This window comes from Vibrio sp. 10N.247.311.14 (genome assembly GCF_041467715.1).
Lineage (GTDB): Bacteria > Pseudomonadota > Gammaproteobacteria > Enterobacterales > Vibrionaceae > Vibrio > Vibrio crassostreae_C.
The window spans coordinates 42,128-66,832 of the sequence record NZ_JBFSVE010000019.1 but is presented as its reverse complement, the minus strand read 5'-3'; the positions used below and the strand labels follow the sequence as shown (position 1 = coordinate 66,832).

At 42.3% G+C, this 24,705-nt stretch carries 27 protein-coding genes; 6 read left to right on the top strand and 21 right to left on the bottom strand.

The genetic code is table 11. The features are described from left to right. Nucleotides 1–4: 4 nt before the first annotated feature. From rfbD to rffG, 3 genes are read right to left on the bottom strand one after another with little or no spacing between them, the layout of a single operon-like run. Nucleotides 5–886: a dTDP-4-dehydrorhamnose reductase gene (gene rfbD, locus AB6F11_RS09285; protein WP_102394567.1), complete on the bottom strand. Its 882-nt coding sequence runs from the start codon at nt 884–886 to the stop codon at nt 5–7. Beyond that, a complete protein-coding gene (gene rfbA, locus AB6F11_RS09280; protein WP_102394568.1) occupies nt 886–1,773 on the bottom strand; it encodes a glucose-1-phosphate thymidylyltransferase RfbA in 888 nt (295 codons plus the stop codon). Before rfbA ends, rfbD begins: the two co-directional genes overlap by 1 nt. Next, entirely contained in the window at nt 1,773–2,867 is a 1,095-nt protein-coding gene (gene rffG / locus AB6F11_RS09275; RefSeq protein ID WP_102394569.1) for a dTDP-glucose 4,6-dehydratase, read from the bottom strand. Before rffG ends, rfbA begins: the two co-directional genes overlap by 1 nt. Nucleotides 2,868–3,220: 353 nt before the next feature. Here rffG and rfaD point away from each other — a divergent pair, with 353 nt between their 5' ends. Together rfaD and lpxM are read left to right on the top strand one after the other, a co-directional pair. After that, nucleotides 3,221–4,162, top strand: a complete 942-nt coding sequence (gene rfaD / locus AB6F11_RS09270; RefSeq protein WP_372155730.1) for an ADP-glyceromanno-heptose 6-epimerase — start codon at nt 3,221–3,223, stop codon at nt 4,160–4,162. A 75-nt stretch (nt 4,163–4,237) separates the two neighbouring features. Beyond that, nucleotides 4,238–5,191, top strand: coding sequence for a lauroyl-Kdo(2)-lipid IV(A) myristoyltransferase (gene lpxM, locus AB6F11_RS09265; RefSeq protein ID WP_372179510.1), 954 nt, complete (start codon nt 4,238–4,240; stop codon nt 5,189–5,191). A gap of 74 nt (nt 5,192–5,265) precedes the next feature. On the opposite strand, the gene AB6F11_RS09260 is transcribed toward lpxM, so the two are convergent. The 5 genes from AB6F11_RS09260 to AB6F11_RS09240 are packed head-to-tail and all read right to left on the bottom strand — an operon-like array spanning nt 5,266 to nt 9,773. Then, nucleotides 5,266–6,153, bottom strand: a complete 888-nt coding sequence (locus AB6F11_RS09260) for a lipopolysaccharide biosynthesis protein (protein WP_372179509.1) — start codon at nt 6,151–6,153, stop codon at nt 5,266–5,268. Continuing rightward, the gene (locus tag AB6F11_RS09255; protein WP_372179507.1) at nt 6,143–7,099 is read right to left on the bottom strand and encodes a glycosyltransferase; all 957 of its coding nucleotides are present in this window, start codon (nt 7,097–7,099) and stop codon (nt 6,143–6,145) included. The genes AB6F11_RS09260 and AB6F11_RS09255 overlap by 11 nt, the downstream gene beginning before the upstream one ends. Before the next feature lie 18 nt (nt 7,100–7,117). Continuing rightward, nucleotides 7,118–7,606 (bottom strand): pantetheine-phosphate adenylyltransferase, encoded by a 489-nt coding sequence (coaD, locus tag AB6F11_RS09250; protein WP_372179505.1) that lies wholly within the window; start codon nt 7,604–7,606, stop codon nt 7,118–7,120. 9 nt (nt 7,607–7,615) lie between these two features. Beyond that, nucleotides 7,616–8,680, bottom strand: coding sequence for a glycosyltransferase family 9 protein (locus AB6F11_RS09245; protein WP_372179504.1), 1,065 nt, complete (start codon nt 8,678–8,680; stop codon nt 7,616–7,618). Continuing rightward, nucleotides 8,673–9,773: a glycosyltransferase family 9 protein gene (locus tag AB6F11_RS09240; protein ID WP_102394575.1), complete on the bottom strand. Its 1,101-nt coding sequence runs from the start codon at nt 9,771–9,773 to the stop codon at nt 8,673–8,675. Before AB6F11_RS09240 ends, AB6F11_RS09245 begins: the two co-directional genes overlap by 8 nt. A 71-nt stretch (nt 9,774–9,844) precedes the next feature. On the opposite strand from AB6F11_RS09240, the gene AB6F11_RS09235 reads away from it, so the two are divergent. Then, on the top strand, nt 9,845–10,567 hold the full coding sequence (locus AB6F11_RS09235; protein WP_102394576.1) for a 3-deoxy-D-manno-octulosonic acid kinase: 723 nt from the start codon (nt 9,845–9,847) through the stop codon (nt 10,565–10,567). A gap of 1 nt (nt 10,568) precedes the next feature. On the opposite strand, the gene AB6F11_RS09230 is transcribed toward AB6F11_RS09235, so the two are convergent. The 11 genes from AB6F11_RS09230 to radC all read right to left on the bottom strand — a co-directional run bounded on the left by AB6F11_RS09230 (nt 10,569) and on the right by radC (nt 19,764). Continuing rightward, the gene (locus tag AB6F11_RS09230; protein WP_102394577.1) at nt 10,569–11,462 is read right to left on the bottom strand and encodes a hypothetical protein; all 894 of its coding nucleotides are present in this window, start codon (nt 11,460–11,462) and stop codon (nt 10,569–10,571) included. Nucleotides 11,463–11,465: 3 nt separating this feature from the next. Further along, nucleotides 11,466–12,206 carry a glycosyltransferase family 25 protein gene (locus AB6F11_RS09225; RefSeq protein WP_102394578.1) on the bottom strand — a complete coding sequence of 247 codons (741 nt, stop codon included), beginning with the start codon at nt 12,204–12,206 and terminating at the stop codon, nt 11,466–11,468. Continuing rightward, nucleotides 12,203–13,522, bottom strand: a complete 1,320-nt coding sequence (gene waaA, locus AB6F11_RS09220) for a lipid IV(A) 3-deoxy-D-manno-octulosonic acid transferase (protein WP_102394579.1) — start codon at nt 13,520–13,522, stop codon at nt 12,203–12,205. The genes AB6F11_RS09225 and waaA overlap by 4 nt, the downstream gene beginning before the upstream one ends. A 13-nt stretch (nt 13,523–13,535) precedes the next feature. Beyond that, nucleotides 13,536–14,591 (bottom strand): lipopolysaccharide heptosyltransferase II, encoded by a 1,056-nt coding sequence (gene waaF, locus AB6F11_RS09215; RefSeq protein WP_102394580.1) that lies wholly within the window; start codon nt 14,589–14,591, stop codon nt 13,536–13,538. Next, nucleotides 14,588–15,538 carry a glycosyl transferase family 90 gene (locus AB6F11_RS09210; protein WP_102394581.1) on the bottom strand — a complete coding sequence of 317 codons (951 nt, stop codon included), beginning with the start codon at nt 15,536–15,538 and terminating at the stop codon, nt 14,588–14,590. The genes waaF and AB6F11_RS09210 overlap by 4 nt, the downstream gene beginning before the upstream one ends. Then, nucleotides 15,535–16,650: an O-antigen ligase gene (locus tag AB6F11_RS09205; RefSeq protein ID WP_102394596.1), complete on the bottom strand. Its 1,116-nt coding sequence runs from the start codon at nt 16,648–16,650 to the stop codon at nt 15,535–15,537. Before AB6F11_RS09205 ends, AB6F11_RS09210 begins: the two co-directional genes overlap by 4 nt. Nucleotides 16,651–16,839: 189 nt before the next feature. Beyond that, complete coding sequence (gene mutM / locus AB6F11_RS09200; RefSeq protein WP_102394582.1) at nt 16,840–17,649, bottom strand: bifunctional DNA-formamidopyrimidine glycosylase/DNA-(apurinic or apyrimidinic site) lyase; 810 nt, start codon at nt 17,647–17,649, stop codon at nt 16,840–16,842. A 2-nt stretch (nt 17,650–17,651) separates the two neighbouring features. Next, nucleotides 17,652–18,176 (bottom strand): hypothetical protein, encoded by a 525-nt coding sequence (locus AB6F11_RS09195; RefSeq protein WP_102394597.1) that lies wholly within the window; start codon nt 18,174–18,176, stop codon nt 17,652–17,654. Between the two features lie 204 nt (nt 18,177–18,380). Next, on the bottom strand, nt 18,381–18,548 hold the full coding sequence (gene rpmG / locus AB6F11_RS09190; RefSeq protein WP_002535344.1) for a 50S ribosomal protein L33: 168 nt from the start codon (nt 18,546–18,548) through the stop codon (nt 18,381–18,383). Between the two features lie 13 nt (nt 18,549–18,561). After that, entirely contained in the window at nt 18,562–18,798 is a 237-nt protein-coding gene (gene rpmB, locus AB6F11_RS09185; protein ID WP_004728407.1) for a 50S ribosomal protein L28, read from the bottom strand. Between the two features lie 291 nt (nt 18,799–19,089). Beyond that, on the bottom strand, nt 19,090–19,764 hold the full coding sequence (gene radC, locus AB6F11_RS09180) for a DNA repair protein RadC (RefSeq protein WP_048607667.1): 675 nt from the start codon (nt 19,762–19,764) through the stop codon (nt 19,090–19,092). 224 nt (nt 19,765–19,988) lie between these two features. Between radC and coaBC the strand changes: the two genes are divergently transcribed. From coaBC to lpxL, 3 genes are all read left to right on the top strand, one after another. Then, the gene (coaBC, locus tag AB6F11_RS09175; RefSeq protein WP_102394583.1) at nt 19,989–21,230 is read left to right on the top strand and encodes a bifunctional phosphopantothenoylcysteine decarboxylase/phosphopantothenate--cysteine ligase CoaBC; all 1,242 of its coding nucleotides are present in this window, start codon (nt 19,989–19,991) and stop codon (nt 21,228–21,230) included. Between the two features lie 139 nt (nt 21,231–21,369). Beyond that, nucleotides 21,370–21,960: a nucleoid occlusion factor SlmA gene (gene slmA, locus AB6F11_RS09170; protein ID WP_004741428.1), complete on the top strand. Its 591-nt coding sequence runs from the start codon at nt 21,370–21,372 to the stop codon at nt 21,958–21,960. A 39-nt stretch (nt 21,961–21,999) separates the two neighbouring features. After that, complete coding sequence (gene lpxL, locus AB6F11_RS09165; protein ID WP_102394584.1) at nt 22,000–22,980, top strand: LpxL/LpxP family Kdo(2)-lipid IV(A) lauroyl/palmitoleoyl acyltransferase; 981 nt, start codon at nt 22,000–22,002, stop codon at nt 22,978–22,980. Nucleotides 22,981–23,137: 157 nt separating this feature from the next. Here lpxL and pyrE read toward each other — a convergent pair whose 3' ends face one another. After that, nucleotides 23,138–23,779: an orotate phosphoribosyltransferase gene (gene pyrE, locus AB6F11_RS09160; RefSeq protein WP_017059267.1), complete on the bottom strand. Its 642-nt coding sequence runs from the start codon at nt 23,777–23,779 to the stop codon at nt 23,138–23,140. A gap of 106 nt (nt 23,780–23,885) precedes the next feature. Then, nucleotides 23,886–24,602, bottom strand: coding sequence for a ribonuclease PH (gene rph / locus AB6F11_RS09155; RefSeq protein WP_019826449.1), 717 nt, complete (start codon nt 24,600–24,602; stop codon nt 23,886–23,888). Between the last annotated feature and the right edge of the window lie 103 nt (nt 24,603–24,705).

Sequence of the window (24,705 nt, the reverse complement as noted above, 5' to 3'; positions counted from 1 at the left end):
TATTTTATCCTGCGTACGCTCTAATATTGCTTAATGCCGCCTTCCAGTCACTAGGCTCGACCGCGAGAAGAGTCATAATTTTATCTGTACTCAATTTAGAATTGCTTGGACGCTTTGCTGGCGTGGGATATTGTTCGGTAGCAATAGTCGCGAGGCTTGGTTTACTTGCGATAACACCTTGCTCAACTGCAACATTGAAAATAGCCTCAGCAAATTCAAACCAACTCACATGCGGCAGCCCCGAATAGTGATAAACACCATACTCCACCACATCAACTTGATTGATGAGGTTCGCGATTTTGATCAAGGTACTTGCTATATCGCCTGCATATGTAGGTCCTCCAAACTGGTCACCCACGATACTCAATACATCTCGGTTTTCACCTAAGCGAAGCATGGTCTTAACGAAATTATTGCCATCCTCACCAAACACCCAAGCAGTGCGAAGGATGATATGTTTATCACACGCTTCGGTAACAGCCATTTCACCGGCTAGTTTACTTTTACCGTAAACACCTTGTGGGTTTGTGATATCACTCTCTAGATACTCTCCGACTTTATTGCCTTCAAAGACATAGTCCGTCGAAATGTGTAGAATCGCGCCTCCTAGGTTTTGCGCTGCTTGTGCTAAGAACTTGGGGCCATCACGATTGATCGCATAAGAAAGCTCTACTTCTTCTTCAGCTTTATCAACCGCAGTATGCGCCGCAGCATTGATAATAATAGTCGGTTGAAATTCGCTAACAACGGCATTGACAGACTCTTGGTTCGTAATATCAAGGTGCTCTCTATCGAGAGCCAATACCAATGTATTCTCATTGTTAGCCAGTTGTTTAGTTAGACAAGAGCCAACTTGACCATGACAGCCAGTAATTAGTACGCGCATTAATCTTTTGCCTTCTTTTGAATATCCGTGACTAAACGAGTCAAATACTGACCGTATTCATTTTTCATCATTGGTTTAGCAAGCATTAACATTTGTTCATCAGTTAACCAACCATTACGCCAAGCTATCTCCTCTAAACAAGCAACCTTTAGTCCTTGTACATTTTCAATAGTTTGAACAAAAGATGAAGCCTCATGAAGGCTTTCATGTGTACCAGTGTCTAACCAGGCAAAACCACGCCCTAATAGCTCCACATTCAACGAACCATCATTTAGATACATTTCATTGAGAGTGGTAATTTCTAACTCACCTCGAAGAGATGGCTTCACTTGTTTTGCCATTTCTACAACTCGATTATCGTAGAAATACAAACCAGTTACCGCATAGTTAGATTTGGGTATTTCAGGCTTTTCTTCAATCGAAACGGCTTTCATTTTTTCGTCAAATTCAACAACGCCAAAACGCTCAGGATCTTTGACTTGATAACCAAAAACAGTAGCACCAGACTCTTTTGAAGCGGCATTTTGTAGCGTTCTAGAAAAAGACTGTCCGTAGAAGATATTATCCCCTAACACCAAACAAACACTTTCATCACCAATAAACTCTTCACCAATGATAAAAGCTTGCGCTAAACCATCTGGGCTTGGTTGAATTGCATACTCAAGGTTGATACCAAAACCTGAACCATCACCAAGTAGGCGTTGGAAACCAGCGTTATCTTCAGGTGTCGTAATAATCAAAATATCTTTGATACCAGCAAGCATTAACGTCGAGATTGGGTAAAAAACCATCGGCTTATCATAAATGGGCAAAAGCTGTTTTGATACGCCGCGAGTAAGTGGATATAAACGCGTGCCTGAGCCTCCGGCAAGAACAATCCCTTTCATTACTTATCAACCTTACCATTTACAACTAAATCTGAAGAAACACCTAAGCGCTCACCAGCGTAAGAGCCATCTAATACGCGTGACCACCATTGTTTATTCTCTAAGTACCACTCGACTGTTTTACGAATACCTGATTCGAAAGTTTCTTCTGGCTTCCAACCCAATTCACGTTCAATCTTTGACGCATCGATTGCATAACGTACATCATGCCCTGGCCTATCAGTCACATAAGTAACTAAGTCAAGGTACTTACCCACACCTTCTGGCTTATTTGGCACCAACTCTTCAAGTAATGAACAGATCGTTTTTACAACATCAATGTTTGCTTTTTCATTGTGACCACCAATGTTATAGGTTTCACCTACCTCACCTTCAGTGACCACCTTGTACAACGCTCGTGCATGGTCTTCGACAAACAGCCAATCACGGATTTGCATACCGTTGCCATACACTGGCAGAGGTTTTCCATCGAGAGCATTCAAGATCATCAATGGGATTAATTTTTCAGGGAAGTGGTAAGGGCCGTAGTTATTTGAGCAATTAGTTACGACGGTTGGTAAACCATAGGTGCGTAGCCAAGCTCGGACGAGATGATCAGAAGAAGCTTTCGAAGCGGAATATGGGCTTGATGGCTCATACGACGTCGTCTCAGTAAACAAGTCATCCGTACCTTCTAAGTCGCCATAGACTTCGTCAGTAGAGATATGGTGGAAACGAAAAGCAGCTTTATCACTTTCAGAAAGCTCATTCCAATAGGCTCTAGTTGCTTCAAGTAATGTATATGTACCAACAATATTAGTTTCGATAAATGCAGCAGGGCCGTCAATCGAACGGTCAACATGAGATTCAGCAGCCAAGTGCATTACTGCATCAGGCTTATGCTGCTCAAAAATACGGTCTAGCTCAGTACGATTACAAATATCTACCGCTTCAAATGCATAACGCTCGTGCTCTCCCACTTCAACAAGAGACTCTAAGTTACCCGCATAAGTCAACTTATCAACATTCACGACGCTGCTAGATGTATTATTTATAATGTGACGAATGACTGCTGAACCGATGAAGCCAGCGCCGCCTGTAACTAATATCTTCATAAGATTTCTAAAACCCTAAAATTCAAAGGAAAAGTTCTTCTAATTTTGCAAATCTATTTATTACTATTCGAAGGATAGTTCGATACGTTAATACCAACTCAAATGCTCACCAACTAAAATAGTTCAGAATCAATTGCGACCAAACAACTCTCATGTCACGCGTAAGCCGGCCTTCAAACAAAAGACGTAGAATCTTTCATACTAAGACCGATAAGATCGCATTTTGAGTAGGTAATAATGACTAGATTAACACAATCATATCACACTAGAATTAAAGAATTATTCCGCTAGCTCGCTTCGTTTGTTCCTTGCTATACTCGTGTGAGTTTGTATTCAAAAAAGTAGGAAGAAATATGATTATCGTAACTGGTGGTGCAGGCATGATTGGCAGCAATATTGTTAAGGCGCTCAATGAAGCAGGTCACAACGATATTCTAGTTGTCGACAACTTAAAAGATGGCAAAAAATTTAAGAACCTGGTTGACCTAGATATCACCGATTACATGGATCGTGATGACTTTCTAACTCAAGTTATGGCTGGCGATGATTTCGGTCACATTGAGGCTGTTTTCCATGAAGGTGCATGCTCTGCAACCACCGAGTGGGATGGCAAATACATGATGCTCAACAACTATGAATATTCTAAAGAGTTACTACATTACTGTATCGAGCGTGAGATCCCCTTCTTGTATGCTTCTTCTGCTGCCACTTATGGTGAAACCGATACTTTTATCGAAGAGCCGCAGTACGAAGGCGCGCTAAACGTATACGGTTATTCAAAACAGCAATTTGATAACTATGTGCGTCGCTTAACTGCAGATGCAGCCGCGCACAACGAAACGCTTTCTCAAATCACTGGTTTTCGATACTTCAATGTCTACGGCCCACGTGAACAGCACAAAGGCAGCATGGCTTCTGTCGCTTTCCACCTAAACAATCAAATGAACGCAGGTGAAAACCCGAAATTATTCGCAGGAAGCGAAACCTTCAAGCGTGATTTTGTGTATGTGGGTGATGTCGCAGCGGTAAAGCTGTGGTTCTTAGAAAACGGTGTTTCAGGTATTTTCAACCTAGGCACCGGCAATGCTGAGTCGTTTGAAGAAGTCGCAAAAGCAGTAATCACACACCATGGTAAAGGCGAGATTGAAACGATTCCTTTCCCCGAGCATTTGAAAGGTGCTTACCAAGAGTTCACCCAAGCTGACTTGACCAAGCTTCGTAATGCAGGTTGCGATATTCAATTTAAATCGGTTGCTGAAGGCGTCAGCGAGTACATGCAGTCAGTTAATCGCTAGATTACACTCTCCCGAAAACAAGCTAACGGTATACTGTTAGCTTGTTCAATCTATATCGCCAGTTAAAGGTTTACAGTGACAACTCAACGCGACGACTACGATCCTAAAGCATACAACCCTAAATTCATCAGTGCGTTTTTATCACCAAAACACTGGGGAACTTGGCTCGGGCTATGCCTATGCCTGCCCATTTCTTTGCTGCCAAACTCGATTCGAGTAGCCATAGCAAAATTCGTGGCGACAAAAATGACGAAGAAGCAACGTGGCTCAGTACAAAAGGCACGTATAAACCTCGCGCTTTGTTTTCCAGAAAAGTCTGTTCAAGAGCGTGAAACTATTCTAACCAATTGCTTAACAACTGCTGGTGCCTTTTTACTTGGTTTTCCTGCCATAACATTACGCAGTAAACGTTGGCTTGAAAAACACTCAGAAATCATTGGATTAGAACACTTACAACAGCTACGAAAAGACAACCAAAGTGCTATTTTGCTCGTACCTCACTCTTGGTGCATCGACATTCCGGCTATCCTTTTAGCTTCAAGAGGCTTACCCGTTTCTGCGATGGCAAATAGCCAGAAAAACCCTCTGACCGATTGGCTCATGCACAAGCAAAGAGTTCAGTATGGCGGGCGAGTTTATGATCGCAGTGGCGGCATTAAACCTTTTATCAAATCAGTCAAAGATGGCTACTTGGGATATTACCTGCCAGATCAAGACCATGGCCCAGAGCAAAGTGTATTCTCAGACTTCTTTGCGACTGAAAAAGCAACCTTACCTGGACTTGGAAAACTAGCAAAAGTAAGCCGAGCGAAGATCGTTCCAACCTTTGCCAACTATAATATTGAGACGGGTAGATACGAAATTGAAATCAAAGCACCCATTGAGCTATCCGGCGATGAACATCAAGACGCTAGGGCAATGAATGAAGTCGTTGAAGGTTTTGTTAACCCTAGACCTGAACAGTACATGTGGATTTTAAAGTTGTTAAAAACACGCAGGAATGGACAAGATCCATATGTGGGTTATTAACCTACACGTAGACATATCGATTCGATTGATTAGTTAGAAGTTCTAACTAATCAATAATTTTAAATATTTAATAGTCATTCACCATTGTCCGCTAGTAGCTTGTGATAAAAACCATCAACAGTGTAATCTTCAAGCTTAATCAAAACGGATTCATCAAAGTCGCTAGAGATAAAGCCTTCAATATTACTGGCAAGTTCACTTAGAGAGTCAAAGATAAGAAAGTTATCTTTTGAGTATAAAGGGTGATTATAAAGACTCGTATTATTCGTGATAACTTTCTTTCTGGCGTATAACGCTTCTTTAACCCTCATAGTATCAGACGTCTGTCCATCAAGAACCATTTCCAATACACATTTGGTATTGAGCATCACGGCTAGGTATTCAACATAGGAATAAGACGGTTTCTTGTCAAAAACAATAAAATTGCACTTAAAACCATCTAATGCACCTTTTATTTTCTGAACCTTTTCTTTCCTTCCTTTATCCACGCCGACAAAAGAAACATCGAAATCAGACGATTTTTCTATCTCATCGATGATTTTTAGTTGAGGCATAGGTAGGTAAATATGCTTAAAGTCATACTTTGCTGCATCACCTTCATCAAAAGTGTATGTTTCAAAACCTTTTAGGTGGTGGTTCAGGCTTCCATCTGTGACATTTCTAAAAACAATCACCTTCCTCCCATCTACCTTTGATATCGACTTTATATCCCTCAAAGAGTCGGTGGTGAATATGGCATCGAAGCCATTTAGTGCCTTTATTTTTCGTCTTATGATCGCTCCATAAGCCTCATGATAATGTTTTTTACTATAGAAAAATAAAAAGGAAACTAATTTAACTAGCCACTTACTTAGGAAAATATGATGCTTTTCATAATCAGACGATAGGACGTCGATTTCTAGTTTTTCATACTGTTGCTTATAGCCTACAAAAACCAGTTTCGGTTTCAATTTATCGTTCATAAGGCAACCTTTTAAAAGACTCGACAATACTTCCTAATGCACTATTGGCTTTACTACCTTCAACTACCTTCTCGTAATAACTAACATACGCTGCAGCCATGACATCGGCATTGAATTGATCTCTCGCGTATTCATTGCAACGAGCTGAATCATAGGTGTCAGAATTTAAGATCCCTTCTACGAGATCTTGTTCACAGCTCGATAAAAGACCTACCTCACCAGAAACTAATTCCGGCAGTGAGCCATAGGGTGTACCAAACACTGGACAACCAAAATACAAACTCTCTGTAATCGCTAAGCCAAACGGTTCATGCCAAGTCACGGGGAATATCAGACCTTTTGACTGAGTCATGATCTGAGATTTCGTTGTATCGTCCACCATCCCTAAAAAACGAACATGACGATCTAACGTTAACCTGAAACCCATTTTTAGGTTCAAGCGATGCCCGCCCAAGACATCAAGCTGCTGGCCAGCTTTCTTGGTAATATCAATGGCACCTTGAACATTTTTAACTCGCCACGCCGCTTTCCCAAGAAAATGGAAACGTTCTCGTTTCAAGTTAAAGTTAGGCTTTTGGTAGTTGTCCCAATTCAAGCCATTGTAAACATAAGCTTGTGCACCATGATTTTTTGCATGCTGAGATGAAACAAAGACGGTATTAGGGTCAATAGGGCCGTCTGAATTACCATGCTGCGTTAAAATGTAGGGATAAGAGATAGGCTCTAGATCAGAGTGGAAATGTACAACATCAATATCATTTGGAAGCTGACTTTGCAGTGGTACATTCGGTTGATACTCGATGACTCTCGCCCAATCACACTTTGTGCCTTTGCCAGCGAGCAGCGTCACTCGGTGCCCGGCAAGATGCAAAGCATAAACTAAGTCCCAAATGACTCGTTCGGTTCCACCATAATTCACCACAGGTAACGTGGCTCTTGTATACATTAAAATATTCATAATAACTTAATTTTTAAAAGCTTTTACTTTAGCGACAACAGCTTGATGAACACACCCGGGAACAAATTGCTCTATTTCTCCGCCATGAATAGCGACTTCACGAACCAATGTTGATGATAAAAAAGCAAACTCTTCTGAAGGTGTCAAAAACAGGCTCTCTAGTTCTGGTTTTAATCGACGATACATTGTCGTCAAACCAAATTCATACTCAAAGTCCATTGTCGTTCTTAAGCCACGCACCAAAATTGAGGCGTTTTGCTCGGTCGCGAAATCAACCAGTAAACCGCTAAAACCTTCAACGGAAACATTAGGTAATTCATGGCAAGTTTCTCGCAATAAGGCCACACGCTCATCTAAGCTAAATAAGGTGGCTTTACTTGGGCTCTCTGCGACACCAATGACAAGTTTTTCAAACATACATGCGGCACGTTTAATTAAGTCATAATGGCCGTTAGTCACTGGATCAAAAGTACCTGGGTATATTGCTATTTTCATGACATTCCTTTATTCACTGGATGTTTTCTTGTTTTTCAATCGGCCTAATACATGGTCTAGCTGCTCAATCACCGATTCTGTAGAAATAAGAGCCATAAGATCTTTTCCTTTTACTCGGGTTCCCCATGGAAGCTCGTCAACCGCTTTACCGTGTTGCTCTTCAGCAATCTGTTCATAGACAGAAACCACACTGTCTAAACTATGGTAAGGCCCTGTTCGCATTGGGTTACTGTGCGCATACAAACCAATCACGGGGACACCTTGAGTCGTCGCAATGTGTGCAGGCCCTGAATCAGGAGCGATCACTACACTGGATTGACCAATCACTGCGGTAAGCTGCTTTAACGAGGTTGAGCCTACTAAGTTAATACAAGGTGATGTCATGTGCTGAGAGATATTGTCGGTTAAATTGCGCTCTCTATCCGTTGGAGCACCACAAAAAACCACTTTAAAGCCTAACTGATAAGCGTGATCGGCGACAGCGGCATAGCGCTCAACTAACCAGTTTCTCTCATCTTTACTCGCAGCAGGGCTAATAACAATATACGGCTCATGCGCAAGCTCCATCGATAGTTTTTGGTCTTCATCAGACAAAGCAAGATCCCATGTCGGCATCTGCTTGGGACATCCCAAAAAGTAAGCAAATTCAGAGAAATTATCTAACACATGAGATGCGTCCGTTTTTGGCAGCTTGCGATTGGTAAAGAGCCACTGCCCCTCTTTGGCACGTGTCCAACTAAAGCCAAGTTTTACTTTTGCCTTTATCCCTATCGTTAACAGGCTGGCTCTTAGTGCAACTTGCATATGCAGTAAATAATCAAACCGAGTTGAACGCAGAGCTCTCCATACTTCTTTCATTCCTTTTAGGCCGCGTTTTTTATCAAACACGACAACTTGAATTCCAGGTATATCACCAAGTAATTGAGCTTCGATTTTTCCCATCACCCACGTGATCTGACATTCTGGATAGGTAGCTTGAATAAGTTGCACTACAGAAAGAGCATGACAAACGTCACCAATGGCAGATAAACGCAGAATACAAATAGATTTGGGAGCAGAAAGAACGTTATTCATTGATCGGTTCCAATGGCATCATTTCTAGGACAGCAGAAACAACGTTATCTGGCTTGATATCTTGAAGGCATGGCGAATAGACATCATCGCTAATTTGACATCTGTTTTTATAACAAGGGACGCAGTTACGTTCAGATTGCACAAGTCTAATATTGGCGACTCTTTGGGAGCTAACACCATTGCTGTATAAATTGTTCGTTACATCAATTGGCTCTTCATAAGGCCAAGGTGACCACATGCTTGCTGGCGCCACGCTAATAATAGATACAATTGGGATAGAGTAACCTGATGCGAGGTGACCAGGGCCACTATCAGGTCCAACAAAACCATCACTGTGTTTTATTAATACAGAGGTTTGAGCTAATGATAATTCCCCCAAAACACTGACCAGTTGATTCGATTCAGGAACTTGGCTAATGATTTGTTCAACAATGGTCTCGTCTCGTTCTAATTTAGCGCCAGATAAGACAATATTATAACCTGAAGATATCAGACGATTGATGACTTCAACCCAATACGAGACTGGCCACTGCTTAATTTCGTTGGAGGATGGCGCATGCACAACAATGTAGTTTGATGGCAATCTATTTTGAACCACTGAAGGTAATAACTCTTCGGGAGAGACTAGCCGTGCAATACAATTAACATCTATGGTATCCAGCATACGAGCAACGCGACTCATTTTATGCTCAAAGCGATGCTGTTCTTTAATGTAATGAGTATAAATTAACTTTTTAACCCAGGCGCCAGAAAGCGATTCATCAATTGCACCAAGTCTTTTCTTACCAAAGATAAAACTATAGATAGCTGTTCTATCATTAAGCATTTCATTGACGACTAAATCATATCGACCATGCGTTTTTAAAATCCGGTAATAGTCCTTAACGGATGCTCTTGGCGGAATTTCAACTAAAGAGTCAACGTCTGGATTGGTACCAAAAACCATCTCCCCTCTAGCATTAACTAAAACATCTATTGTTGCGGTCGGAAACGCTTTTCTCAGACTATGGGTAAAAGCAGAGATCAACAAACTATCACCAATGCAATGAGTGGCAACAACTAATATTTTTTGGTAACTACATGAATCGTTCATTAATCTGTTCGGCGTTTGATATACTGTTCTACCAAGTATGCCATAAACTCCCCAATACGAGACAGTGATTCATGTTTACAACAAAGCAAATCCATAAAACAACGTACTGGTATAACCCTAAGTTACTCACCGAAGACGTTGAATTGGCTTTTTCTGTGGATTATTGGAAGGCGAATCAAGCAATACTGGGGCACGCTCAAGGTAGAGGAACAACATGGTTTGTTAAGGGAGAAAAAAGCGATTTCGCTCTTCGACATTATCATCGCGGCGGCTTGTTTGGAAAGCTAGTTAGAGACAGCTATTTATTTACTGGATTAGAGAGCTCACGAGCATACCAAGAGCTAATGTTACTTGAGCTTCTAGCTACACATAAAGTTAATGTCCCGACACCCGTTGCTGCGAAAGTTTCGCAAGAAGGGCTCATTTACAAAGCCGACATTTTAATTGAAAAGATTTCCGACGCAGAAGACTTAGTAAAGATATTGTCGAACAAAAAACTATCCGATTCCCATTTCAACGATATAGGTCATCAAATTCGAAAAATGCACGATGCCGGGGTCAATCATACCGACCTCAATATCCATAACATTCTCGTTGATAAAGCCGGCAAGGTTTGGATTATCGATTTTGATAAATGCCTAACGCAGACAGGCAGCAACTGGAAAGAGAGTAATTTAAAGCGACTTAAGCGTTCATTCGAAAAAGAAGTTCGATTAGGAAGGATTGATGCTCAGCACTTTGATTTTTCACAAATTGAACAAGGGTACAAAGTTAGTACCCTTGAGAGTCTATGATTTATTCTTCTTTCAAACCAAATAACTTACGAAGTTTCTTTTTCTTTTTATAGATATGCCCTCGAATCACTTCAGCAAGAGGGCGCTTGAAGGACACTTCTGTAGCTAAGCGTATTTGCTCTTCAAATGGTTTATCTCCATGTTCTTCAAAGAACTGTTCCAACACCGTTCTCGCCCAGTCTTTTCGTCCACTCGTTGAATAATGATTGAGCCAAGCTTTCGCTGGTTCAATATTCACCTGTGTAGAGAGCGCTTCAGATAACGCAAACTGCTCTAAAGTGTGTGCCTCACACCCTTCTTGACGTAACGCTTGAATCAACACATCGGCATAATCAAAAGCCGATGTGTGTTTTCCTGTAATACCAATGACTGCCGACGCCCACATAACTGAGTCTGGATTGGTGCGGTAGACACTGCCATCCATAAGTTCTATATCTCTATCTCTGATATGTGCATACTCATTGGTGCTTGGCAAAGTATTGATGTTTACTTCTGAGCAAAACAGTAACGCGTTTTTATCCGATATAGAGTCGAAGTAAACGTTTGTTGGCACGTTAAAGTACGTATCTGTATCTAGAAAAAGCAGTTTATCTTCAGGACTCAACTCTAAATTATCACAAAGATATTTTAAGCCGCGGTTCTTGATTCTGAAGTGATAAGTATTGTCTAGACTCCATTCAGCCTTTTGATCAGGCGATATCGGAAACACTTTAATTGGCATATTAGCGAAGTGCTCAGGCTCTTCCGCTAGAACAGAGATTTCAGGCCGAGTTCCATTTTCCTCAACCCAATTGGCTAAAAAAGACAAAATGCAAAATCTTGCGCCTTGATAGTAAGTTCTATCATTGCCATAAATGACAAATGTTAAGTGTTTTCTAGCCAATTCTGATTTCATAATTTAGTACTTCGTAATATTTTTAAAAAGTGCTTTGTGCTTGCTGCTGACATGGCTTCGAACATGAGTTCGGTATCCCTCTTTAAACCAACTTCTAACCGTCGCATAAAGCCCTGAGGTTCTACCACTCAACTCACTATCAAATGCACCGGTTTTACTACCCTGACGAACCAAAGGTGGGTGTGTCCAAAAAATATTGTACTCTAATGTCGTTCGTTCATTACCAATATAACCATCAATAGGTGCGTCGGTTATATTGTTTTCCATATGCTCTACCATTGCGCGAGCAAAACTAAGGTCATAAAGCAAACCACCAGTAAGCTTGTTCGTTTTACACAAGTACAGATGTTGATTTGGTACTCTTACTGATGCAGGTACTAAGCTCGACGCCTCTTCAATATTTACAAGATACTTTTCTTCACCAGCAAGCTCGCTTTGGAAAGCTTCTAGTTGCTCAATAAAATCGCTATTTAAAAAAGCATCATCTTCTAACACTAATACTTGTGGAATTTGTTCTTCTACGACTTTTTTCATCACTAAGTAGTGCTTATAAAAGCAAGACTTCTCAGGGAGCCTCAGTGAATCGTCAAAAAAACCATTTCTAACGTCATCAGATAGATCATCGATATCACCAGCTAACATATATTCGTAATCAGTGATGCCCACTTCTGGCAGGTGCTTATCTATATGTTTTCTACGTTCTTCGTAGCCTTTGCTTACATGAATAACAAAAGTTTTGATCATGGTGATGTCTCAATATTGGTTGACTGATTATTGGTGGCTGAATGATGTATCAATTGGAGTGTTTGTTGTAACGCACCTTGATTCTGTTGAACTATACCATAGCCTATTCGCCCTTTTTCAATTAACTCTTTAGGCTTGGATAATGCACTGATCATTTGTAAAGCAAGCTCATTCTCATCGGCTACAACAGACAGTGCGCTCGAGTCGATCAATTGATTCGCCAGGTCTGCAAAATTGAAATAGCTCGGCCCTGTTAAGCAGTATTTTTGAAGCAGCGCAGGTTCGATGAAGTTATGCCCTCCTACTTTCTTTCCAAGTAGGCTTCCTCCCATAAAAACAAGATCGCTCGCAGAAAGCATAACCATAAGCTCTCCCATCGTATCCCCCAAGTAGACGTCGACATCGAGCGGTAACTCGTCAACAACTTCGGTTCGACGAACCAAAACTAAGCCTTGGCTTTTGGCCAATTCAGCAACTGAATCAAACCGTTCAGGGTGACGAGGTACTATCACTAAGAGTAATTTTGGCAGTTCTCTTTTGGCTTGTTGATAAGCTCTAAATATTTGTTCATCTTCGCCCGCATGAGTGCTCGCGGCGACAACAATCTGCCTACCCTGCCCCAAAATATCTTTAAGATGCTCGCCTTGTGCGATTACATTATTATCAATCGACACATCGTACTTAATTGACCCTGTGACAATGACTTTTTCGCTCGGCGCACCTAGTAACTCAAATCGAGATTTATCATCAGAGTGTACCGTCAATATTAAACTTAACTTAGAAATTGTCGGATAAATTAACGAACTCATTTTTTGATAATTACTGGCTGATTTTTCTGATAATCGTCCATTGACTAATATCATCGGAATATCATTTTTAGCAACGGTGTTAATGGTGTTCGGCCATAATTCCGTTTCAATAATGAGCATGTTGTCTGGCTGAATGCGGTTGATAAAACGTTGAACACAACAACTAAAATCAATAGGCATATAACGGTGGCTAATCGAACCGCTCATCTTTTCTACCTGTTCAGCGCCTGTACTCGTTGTTGTAGTGATCAGTATTCTTTTATCTGGGTTTTGTATCGCCAGTTGTTCAACTAACTTCTTACTCGCCAGCACTTCCCCTACTGAAACGGCATGAATCCAAATCACACCCGATTGTCTATTCTTAATAGGCGGTGTAAATCCGAAATGCTCTTTCCAGCGATGACCAAAAGGCGGTTTGTTTGCTTTGGAGCGATATAGGCCCCAAAGCAGAATAGGGCTAATAAGGAAAAGTAGCGCGGTATAGGCCCAACGAACGACGATGCTCATATAACGACCTTATTTATATTTTGCCTTGGGAAATAACATCAAACTGCTCAATAGCACTAATGACTCTACTCGGCATTAACTCAGTTAGGCACTTTAGATGCTGCTTGGGACAAGTTCGTTCAAAGCAAGGTCGGCACTCAATATCAGTATTGATGATTGCCAGTTTGTTGGTTAGCGGAGGTGTATATTTAGGTGAACTAGAGCCATAAACAGCCACGACATTACAGCCCACAGCGGCGGCCACATGCATCAGCCCAGAATCATTGCTAACGACAGTACGACAAGCCCCAATCAAGTCTACAGCCTGAATTAAGCTCGTATCTCCAGCTAAATTGAAGCAATGCTGCTGCATATCAACAGGGACTTGTTCGATTATCTTTTGGGTTACTTCACGATCTTTAGCCGAGCCAAACAACCACACTTGGTAGCCTTGCTTTATCATCGCTGTCGCAGCTGTTGCAAAGTGATTATCAGGCCAACGTTTCGCAGGGCCAAACTCAGCTCCAGGACATAAACCAAGGACAGGCCTTTGACTATTTAAACCAAATTGCTCCATAGCCTTTTGTTGGCTGGAGTCAACAACTTGTAGGCTTGGAAAAGGTAATGATGACAATTCACCTAAACAACCACTACCCGTCATTTCAGCTTTAGGGTGCGCTAACGCTACATATCGCTCTAACATGTATTGAAACGCTTTTTTATTGGTTCTAACGTCATTAAGCAAACCAAAACGCATTTCACCTTTCCAGCCAACTCGTTCAGGAACGCGTGCAAACAGGGGAATTAAAGCTGATTTCGCGGAGTTAGGTAATACGTACGCTTTATCGTACTGTACTTCCCTCAACGATTTGCCGATCTTATAACGAGATTTCAGATCAAACTGTCCATGTCCCAATGGCATTTCAAGAGCTTGATTGACTTGTGGCATTCTTTCCAGAATTGGCTTACACCATGCGGGCGCTAAAACATCAATTTTTGCGTCAGGGTACTGTGTCTGCAGCTCAATATATAAGCCTTGAGACATTACCATGTCTCCAACCCATGACGGGCCAATAATCAGAATTTTCATTTGTCTTGCTCGTTAATAGCGTGTTCGTGAGTAGCTTGGCCAGATAGTCTAAAATATTCTTGAAGTGTTTTAATGCAAACCAATTTTTCTAGTTGTTCATCTTGGAAAGGAGCAAGGTATTCATGCGCATTTTTGATCATCTGTTCAGACTCTTTAGGGTTGTCTAAATAGTATTTAATTTTTTGCTCAAAATCCGACCAGTCATCCTTCACCTCTACATAATGTATGCCTGGCTGTAGAGTGCCTTCCATAAACCACGTTTCAAACTTCATTTTTGGAGTAACGACAAGTGAGTTTGAAGACATTGCCCATTTCAAGTTTGATGCAACATCGTTCCCTTCAAGGCAAATAATAAATTTGTACTGAAGCTGCTCTTCTACTGTCATGAATGGCTGTTGCCACTCTGGGTGTTGCTCTGAAGCATTCGATTGACCTGCATTCATCAGTGGATGACCATACAGGGTTTGCATAAAACGAATTCTGTGTGGTTGAGTGACAGCACCACGAAATACGGCCATATTTTTTTTATCAGAAAAACTTAAGCTATCATCCACGAATCGGAAATGACGACGCTTATCTAATTTAAATAGTACAGAGTTACTATTGTTCCCATCAATCGGACGAGCTTTAAATAAAGTTGGAACTGGCTCTATATGCGTTTCATCACCAAAGTAGTAGCTGAAACGAAAGTACTTTGGAAAATAATAAAGAAACTCTTTAAGATCAAAGAAATAAGATGTGTAGCCTTTTCGAGAATAATTATTAATCTCGCAGCTTAGACTAGCCTTATCAAAGTCACCGAGCCCTTTCACATAATAATTTACTCTGCTTTTTATATAGTCAGCTTGACCGGAATATGACTTTTCCAGATTTTCAAACTGTTTTGAAAAATACAAACGAGGTGCGATAGAGAGCAAGGCATGTTTTAAATAATAAAATATCTTCATAGTTTCTCTTTATATTTTATTTTTGCATAATGAACTAAAGTTCCGGTGACAATTAAATATACAACGAGAGCATCACCATTTCTAAAAGGTGAATCTGTTAAACTGGCCACAGCGTAGTGGATAGAAGGCAAGCTAAACAACCAAAATAAGTCGGGATACTTTCTCAGCCCCAAATATACTGGATAGAAAATAAAGAACAAAAAGATACTTAAACCTATAATTCCAGAGCGCGCTAGTTTATCAATATAGTTATTGTGTAAATGCCCTTCTGAAATAAAGCCATAAGCCCTAGGTGTATACCCTGGTATATTCTCTTCAATATACTCACGATTCAATGACCCATGCCCTAATATAGGACTACTTTCAAAAAGTTCAATGCCAGCTTGATACATCTGCAACCTGAGACCTATTGATGAATTGAGGTCACCTTGTTCAATTTTGCTGATCTCCTTCCATGTCTGGTCGTAACGCTCAACAATAGCCTCTTCAGAGAGAAAAACAGCACCAAAACACAAAGTTAACGATAGTAATATGATTTTTATGTTTATTTTTCTTTGGTAAAGTAGAATTAAGCCTATTACGATATATAGAACCCCAACCCCTAAAATAACCCCTCTAGATTGCGTTAAGATCAAAGAAAAACCGGAAATAATCGCACTTACAACTAACATCCAGGTGATTTTACCTTTAAAATTTGTCAATAGTGCCCCTACTGAAAGCGTAGATATTAAACCTTGATGTGTTGCTAGCGGGATAGGATTAGTTGGCCAAAATATTCGCTCTGTCGGATAAATAAAAAAGTACCAACATGACAAAGCTAAACATGCCAAAGCTGCACTAAATAGTAGATATTGAGCTAGCTTTGCATTGAGAAGTTGTTTTTGAGGGAGTGCGCACAATAGTACAGTTGTAACAAGAAAACCTCTCAATTCTTGAGAACTGGCACCATAAGTAACATAACCTATTAAGGTAAACATCCCAGCCAATAGAGTTCCCCATAGCCAAACATTACTTTTAAAGTTGGACTTAATCTGGAACAAGCCATAAATAAATATATGAACAATAGCGGCAACCAAAACCAAAGCTACCAAAGGCTTGTTGCCCTGAGGCATCCAAATAATACCTATAGCTAACCATAGGTAAGGAATTAGTAACAGAGATCTAGAGATAGACTCTGCCTTTAGAAAAGAAGACAACATAATTCCAAAGTAATAATAAAAATAGTTCCGGCAATTTTATCAGATAAAGTGCTATAGACACAGCTTCAAGTGATATCAACCTCTGTATTGAGAGCTACACATCTATAGCTGACAACTAGAGCAAAAAAACGTGTTCCTCTGCCCTATTTTTAGCTCTTGAATCAGAGCTTCACAATTAGGGCACTTTTCACCTGCTTTTCCATAGACTTGCAGCTCTTGGGCGAAGTACCCCGGCTTGCCATCTGCTTGTGCGAAATCTTTTAGTGTTGTACCGCCTTGCTTGATGGCGGTGGCGAGCACTTGTTTGATCTCTTTGGTCAACAAGACCCACTCTTGTTTTGTCACTTTGCTTGCAGGGCGCAAAGGGCTAATACGTGAAGCAAATAGCGCTTCGTTGGCGTAGATATTTCCGACACCAACCACCACTTTGTTGTCCATAATGAACTGTTTAACAGCGACTTTACGTTTTTCTGCCTTCTCAGCGATGTAGTCGGCGTTGAAGTCGTCAGTGAGCGGCTCAGGGCCAGATCCCAGTAGCACAGGATGCGTTTCGTCAGGAGCAGACCATAACCACGCACCAAAGCGGCGAGGGTCGTTATAGCGCAGTACTTTGCCGTTGGTGAGCTTAAGATCCACGTGATCGTGCTTGGCTGCTGGAAAGTCAGCGTCTAATACGCGTAGTGAGCCAGACATACCAAGGTGAACAATGGCAGTGCCAGTATCCGTTTCAATCAATAGGTACTTTGCACGGCGCGAGATGGAGCGAATCATCTGCCCTTCTAATGCTTTTAACTCTTGTGGGATATCCCAACGCAGCTTGGGCGTGCGAAAAGTAAGAGTTTTAATGGTCTCACCGACTAAATGAGGCGAGATCCCCATTCTGCTTACTTCGACTTCGGGTAATTCAGGCATAGTTAGTCGTCCGATTTAGAGGAGTGGTTAGCGTTAAAGCTTGGAAACAGGTAGCTCTCTTCAATAGACACCGCCAACCACTGATCATTCCAGTTTTTTAACAACCAGAACTCAGGCAATTGATAATAGGTAATACGCTGGGGCTCTTCTTGGTCTTGATACCATACTTCGATGGTGTGTGGTGTATTTAACCGAGGCGTAAGGTCTGTGTAGGTCTGTGAGTCGACCTTCGTACCCACAAGCTCTTTCCAACGTTGTGACAACTCTTGTGCATTGGTGGTTTGAGGGAAGTCTGTACCTTTGAACTGGTAAACCCATTGATTGTCTTGTTGAATGACAGACCACTTAGCAAAGTGCAACGCTTGAAGCTTTGCTGTTGGGTTCAGGAGATAAGGATAAGGACTATCAACCTGCGGTTCAGGTTCGATAAGGTACGCTTTGATCAATGTTGGAAGGTTTAACACGCCAATAAAAGCGATCACACTGAACATGAGTATGTTGTTCCACCGGCGTCCACGATATCTCATCTGATTCTGCTCATCTAACCTATTGAACATTCAGTATATCGTGAAAGTGGCAATACTTTCTATGTTGTACAGATTTCTATCTATCAGAGGCTATATCAAGCAAGAATAATTGAGTTCCTCAAATTTTAGATATAAAAAAACCCAGCGATTAAACTGGGTTTTTCAATTCTTTCTTCTACTGAAGAAGAGCAAAAAAAGCATCAATTACTTGATTTTAGCTTCTTTGTACATAACGTGTTGGCGAACTACTGGATCAAACTTTTTGATCTCAAATTTGCCTGGCATGTTACGCTTGTTCTTATCAGTTGTGTAGAAGTGACCAGTACCTGCAGAAGATACTAGACGAATTTTCTCACGAATGCCTTTAGCCATTGCTTAATTCCTCTTAAACGTTTTCGCCACGTGCACGGATATCAACAAGAACAGCATCGATGCCTTTCTTATCAATGATACGCATGCCTTTAGCAGTTAGACGTAGTTTAACAAAACGTTTTTCGCTCTCTACCCAGAAACGATGAGTTTGTAGGTTCGGCAGAAAACGGCGCTTAGTAGCATTGCGTGCGTGTGAACGGTTGTTACCCGTTACTGGACGCTTACCAGTTACTTGGCATACTCGGGACATGAATGTCTTCTCCAATCGTTTCAGCTCGATATCAACCTTGGTGGCCGAACCTCTCTATCAATTAAAATAGAAGGTAAAAACCGTTATGGAAAATCCATACAAGGCTATCAAAGGTCGCGCATTATACTAACTTGACACGCATTGCTCAAGACCCGAACAGATCCTTTTTACGGATTTCGTGATCTTTTTTTGTGCAGCGCAGCTTGCTTGAGTAATCAGAGCTGATTTTAGGTCTAAAAATGTGGCCGGAATAATAGCAGATTTAACGCAACTAACAACCTAAAATGTGATTCAAATCCATCCACGCTCTGCAAAAGAGACAACTTCGCCATCTCCAACGACAAAATGGTCGAGAACTCGGATGTCCACCAGCGCTAATGCGTCGGTCAATCGGCGTGTAATCCTCCTATCCGCTTGGCTGGGCTCCGCGACACCCGAAGGATGGTTATGAGCCAAGATTAATGCCGCCGCATTGTGATGAAGTGCCCGTTTAACCACTTCCCGTGGGTAAACCGATGCGGCATCGATGGTTCCTTCAAACATAACTTCGTCTTTGATTACCCTATTTTGGTTATCGAGGAACAATATATAGAAGGCTTCTCGCTGGCGATCACGCAACATGCTCGAAAGATAAAGCTTAGTATGACTAGGGCTAGTGAGTGCATCTCCGCGAGATAACGTCTCTGCTAGATAGCGCTGTGTCATCTCTAACACAGCCTGTAATTGAACATACTTGGCCTGCCCCATCCCTTTATGGGCACAAAATTCTTCCTGCGTTGCTGAAAAAAGATGACGGAGCGAGCCAAAGTCTTTGATCAACTTGTCAGCAAGTTCCAACACGTTCATTCCTTGTGTCCCTGTTCGCAGAAATATCGCGAGCAATTCCGCATCACTCAAAGAATCAGGCCCTCGACTCAATAACTTTTCTCTCGGCATCGATTCGGCAGGCATTTTATCTATTGGCATATAAAAGCTAATCACTAGTCATGTACACGACCCACCACCTTAATGAGATCGTAATCGGAGATCCTTCGGTAGAGATAAAAGGAAACGAGTCACTAGCAAAACCGTGTAATTGATAAGTTTGATAACACCAACTTGATGAGCGTCAAATCTGTTCTAATTCTGCTTCTAGGCACTAATCCTTTGTTCTGATATCGTAAGTCCCAGAGAAATTAAGGAACAGAATCATGCAAACATTGGTTAATCAACTGGATAACGCTGACCTACAAGGCCTAGCTGGGAAAAAAATCCTACTTGGCATTAGTGGTGGTATCGCTGCGTATAAATGTGCCGAACTGACTCGACGCTTAATTGAACGTGGGGCACAAGTGCAAGTCGTGATGACAAATGCAGCCAAGGAGTTCATTACTCCTCTCACCATGCAAGCCGTCTCTGGCAGGCCAGTGTCTGATAGTTTGCTTGATCCTGCTGCTGAGGCTTCCATGGGCCACATTGAGCTCGCAAAGTGGGCTGACTTAGTATTACTAGCGCCAGCAACCGCAGACCTGATTGCTCGTATGACAGCGGGCATGGGTAACGACCTACTGACCACTTTGGTTTTAGCAACCGATGCGCCAGTTGCGGTATCTCCGGCAATGAACCAACAAATGTACAGCCACCCTGCGACTCAAGAGAACATTGCGACACTAAAACGTCGTGGTTGTGAAGTTTGGGGGCCAGCGGCTGGCGAGCAAGCGTGTGGTGATGTCGGTATGGGTCGTATGTTAGAGCCAATGCAGCTCGTGCATCGCTGTGAAGACTTCTTCCAACCTAAGCCACTTGCTGGCCGTTCTGTGCTTATTACTGCAGGCCCGACTCGTGAAGCGATTGACCCGGTGCGTTACATTACCAACCACAGCTCGGGCAAGATGGGCTATGCACTGGCTGAAGCAGCCGCGAAACAAGGCGCAACAGTGACTCTAATCAGCGGCCCTGTTTCATTAGCAACGCCAAATAAAGTTAATCGTATTGATGTCGACAGCGCACAACAGATGTTTGATGCCGTTACTGCTAACGCTTCTCAACACGATATTTTCATCAGCTGCGCCGCAGTTGCCGATTACCGCCCTGAGACCATTGCAGACCAAAAGCTTAAAAAGGTCGACGGTAAAGACGACATGACCATTCAAATGGTTAAAAACCCAGATATTGTCGCTTCTGTCGCTTCAATGACCGAAGGTCGCCCATTTACTGTCGGCTTCGCAGCAGAAACTCAAGATGTTGAGAAGTACGCACGCGGTAAACTGGAAAGAAAGAACCTCGATATGATCTGCGCCAACGATGTCTCAGTCGAAGGGCAAGGCTTCAATAGCAATAGCAATGAGCTGCACCTTTATTGGAAAGGCGGCGATAAATCTCTGCCACTGGAAAGCAAAGACACACTTGGTTTCCAGATCCTCGCTCAGATCCAACAGCTTATTGATGCATAAACGCACAAATTTGCTCTGACAATCTGCTGACACCTCTCGATTCTGTTGACCTAGGGCTTACAAAACTAGGAAACAGAATTGAATGGTGTTTATAATCCTTCTTCACTCAATCCTCATCTTTAGGAAAGGAAGTAAATAGATGGCTGGTACTCGAAAATCAAACCGTCGTGAAGAAATCCTACAAGCTCTCGCACAAATGTTGGAATCGACCGAAGGTGCTTCTCGTATCACAACGGTAAAGTTGGCCAAGCAAGTTGGTGTTTCTGAAGCTGCGTTATACCGCCACTTCCCAAGCAAAGCCCGCATGTTTGAAGGCCTGATCGAGTTCATTGAAGAAGCATTGATGTCTCGAATCAACCGTATTCTGGATGAAGAGAAAGACACGCTAGAGCGCATACGCCTAGTACTACAACTTATCTTAGTTTTCTCAGAACGTAACCCAGGCCTGACTCGAATTTTGTCTGGTCATGCTCTAATGTTTGAAAATGAACGCCTGCGTGATCGCATCAACCAACTTTTCGAACGCATTGAGACGCAACTTCGCCAGATCCTGCGTGAAAGAAAGCTTCGTGAAGGGAAATCATTCCCGGTTGATGAGAAAATCTTAGCCGCTCAACTGCTCGGTCAAGTTGAAGGCAGCTTGAATCGATTTGTTCGCTCAGACTTCAAATATCAACCAACAGAAAACTTTGATGCTTATTGGGCACTGCTAAGCGCTCAGATTAAGTAGCAATCAAATTAAGTGGCAATCAAATCTTAAGTGATGGTTATGACGACGAAAACTTCTTCAGCAAACGGCACAGCACAACACGTGATTACTAAGCCGCCTTTTACTCTAGCTCTACTTCACCCTAAATATTGGGGTGTATGGTTTGGTTTTGGGTTATTGGCGCTTATTGTTAACGTTCTCCCTTATCGCCTCTTACTGCTGTTAGGCCGATCGTTAGGCTCTTTGGGTGCTCGCTATGGTAAAAAGCGCGTCGCGGTAGCAACACGTAACTTGGAGCTCGCCTTCCCAGACAAGCCAGCAGATGAAGTCGCGGCAATGGTCAGTGAGAACTTTAAGAACACAGGTATGGCACTCATCGAAACCGGCATTACCTGGTTTTGGCCTACGTGGCGCTTCAAGCGAATCCTAGTAGATAAAGACACCCAAACACTGCGTACACATAAAGCCAACGGTAAAGGTGTTCTTTTGTGCTGTGTGCATGCCTTGAACCTAGAGATCACCGCCCGAGCAATGGCGGTACTTGGTATTTCAGGTTTAGGTGTTTATCGTCCGCACAACAATCCGGCTTATGAATTTATTCAATACCGTGGTCGTACTCAAAATGGCAATCGCCTGATTCACCGTAAAGACGTCAAACGTATGATTCGAATCCTGCGTCAGGGTGAGATCCTTTTCTACCTACCGGATCATGATTACGGTCGTAACAAATCAGTGTTTGTGCCTTTCTTCGCAGTAGAAGATGCGTGTACCACAACAGGTACCAGTATTCTGGCTTATACTAGCCGATGTGCACTTGTTCCGGGTTCAGGTTTTAGAAATGCCGACGGCAAATATGAAATCATGGCTGATGAGTCAATCGAAGAAAACTATCCGCAGAAGGATGAGAAAGCGGCTGCAGCTTATATGAACAGCTATCTTGAGAAGATTATCTTACGAGCGCCAGAGCAATGGATGTGGCTGCACAAACGCTTCAAGACTATGGAAGATCCAGAAGTTGAACGCGGCATTCGTTATAAATAGAGTAGCCGCTACAAATAGAGCGACTATTTCTTAGATAAGAAAACAGCTCACTTCAATAGAAAAGTAAAAGGCCCGAAAGATATTTATCTCTCGGGCCTTTTTGATTTTTCGATTCTAAACTTAGAACGCTAAACCGTTAGGTTCGACGCTTCAAGAATTAGATTCCGTATTGAGCGCGGTACGCTTTTACTGACTCTAGGTGTGCTGCGTCTGTGCCTTTTTCTTCAAGGAAAGTCACCAAGTCAGTCAGGCTAACGATTGAGATGATTGCACAACCAAAGTCACGCTCAACTTCTTGAATTGCAGACAGCTCGCCTTTGCCCTTCTCTTGACGGTCGATAGCAACAAGCACGCCCGCTAAATCAGCGCCATTTGCTTGGATGATTTCCATCGACTCACGAATCGCAGTACCTGCAGTGATCACATCGTCTACCAGCATGATACGGCCTTCCAGTGCGCTACCGACAAGGTTGCCGCCTTCACCGTGGTTTTTCGCTTCTTTACGGTTAAAGCAGTAAGGCGTGTCCACATCGTGGTGATCAGCAAGTGCAACCGCTGTTGTTGTTGCGATTGGGATGCCTTTGTATGCAGGGCCAAATAGTACATCGAACTCAATACCTGAATCGGCCAATGCTGCTGCGTAGAAGCGACCTAAGCGTGCTAGGTCACGACCTGTATTAAACAATCCAGCATTGAAGAAGTAAGGGCTCTTGCGGCCAGACTTTAAAGTAAACTCACCAAACTTAAGTACTTCTTTCTCTAGTGCAAATTCAATAAATTCACGTTGATATGCTTTCATGTTTTTCCTCTACGTTTATTCAATAAAACTTAACTTACGCTCTGTACTACTCTTTCGAGTTTTACAGACAAAAAAATAGCCCCTTAAAAAAGGAGCTATCTAAAAACTATTCTGCTAACGCCGACTTCTGCGCTTCAACAATATCAGCAATACCCTTATTCGCCAGGGCTAAAAGCTGCATCAGCTCTTCGTGGCTGAACGGTTCACCTTCTGCAGTGCCTTGAATCTCAATCATCTTGCCGTCTTCCGTCATTACAACGTTCATGTCGGTATCGGCTGCTGAGTCTTCAACGTACTCAAGGTCACACAGTGCTTGTGCACCAACGATGCCCACTGAAACTGCCGCTACGTGGCCTTTCATTGGATTCTTTTTCAGTTTGCCGCTTGCTAGTAGGCTGTTGATAGCATCAGCCATTGCAACGCTTGCACCTGAGATAGAAGCAGTACGAGTACCGCCGTCTGCTTGGATAACATCACAATCGACAGTGATCATAATTTCACCCATTACTTTCAGGTCAACAACAGCACGTAGGCTACGAGCGATCAGACGTTGGATTTCCATCGTACGACCACCTTGCTTGCCGCTCGCCGCTTCACGACGGTTACGAGTGTGCGTTGCACGTGGCAGCATGCCGTATTCAGCCGTTACCCAACCCTTTCCTTGGCCTTTTAACCAACGCGGTACGTTTTCTTCTACCGTCGCATTACATAGAACTTTAGTGTTGCCGAACTCAACTAATACAGAACCTTCAGCATAAGCTGTGTAGTTACGAGTAATTTTAATTGGACGAATTTGATCTACAGCGCGGTCATTTGGACGCATTGGTATCTACCTTATTAACAGTCTGAAGTGATTTACTATCGAAAGAGTGCATCACCTAAGAAAGGGGTGAGACAGTTTTGATTGGGGCAAGATTATATAGCAG